At 40.9% G+C, this 772-nt stretch carries 1 protein-coding gene; it reads right to left on the reverse strand.

Annotated features, from left to right (window positions below; genetic code table 11):
• On the reverse strand, nucleotides 1-709 hold a 709-nt coding region (locus ABD915_RS09990; protein WP_345117815.1), incomplete at its 3' end, for a TrbL/VirB6 family protein.
• Nucleotides 710-772: the final 63 nt, after the last annotated feature.

Genomic DNA, 772 nt, shown 5'->3' on the forward strand with positions numbered 1-772 from the left:
GCTTTCCATCGAATTGTAGATCCGTCATATAGTTTGCAAAGATATCCATCATAAAACTAAATACGGTGGCTAGGAGCACAACGAGAATTGTATAGCTTAAGATTTGGGCTATCCATTGTTCGAAAAAGCGATAGGTTGGTTGCCAGAGCAAGGCAATGATAAAGAGCGGTCCGAGTCCTACGAGAAGCACAAGAGCGATTTTTGCCAGCAGAATGAATGCACCGCCGATTGCAGCGAGAAAGCTTGTTGCAAGTAAGATAAGAATACCGAAGAGACCATAAAGCAATCCATCCGCATCCAAGAAAGCAGCTTCTTCGAAAGCTTCGCTTGCACGTTCGAATCCTCTTTCAGCGACTTTGTCGACCAAACTGATTAGTTTTTTGTTGTCTGCTGAATTGTTTAACAGTGTATTTAACAAGTCATGAGGCATTTCTATTATCAAATCTGCAATCTCTGGCTGATAAAGTCCTGCAGTCAGAGCTATTGAAGTGATAATGCTTATACGCAAACAACGGCTTAAGAACCCAGAGACTGGCATATCTATCGCACCACGCATGATGAGCCATCCATATATGATGAAAGCGATAGTGAGGCTGATCGATACGAAAGGAGTAATCATGATAATCGCTTTTGAGGAAATATTTGTGACATATGTTTCTGTTGCATTATCAATGTGATTGAACAGTTGCGTAAACATTGTGAAGCTCATGGCATTCCTCTTTAATGAATTTTCACTTTTCCATTATCTTGCAACATGGGTGCGTGTTGTATG

It is taken from the genome of Bartonella jaculi, from assembly GCF_039543045.1.
Classification (GTDB): Bacteria; Pseudomonadota; Alphaproteobacteria; order Rhizobiales; family Rhizobiaceae; genus Bartonella; species Bartonella jaculi.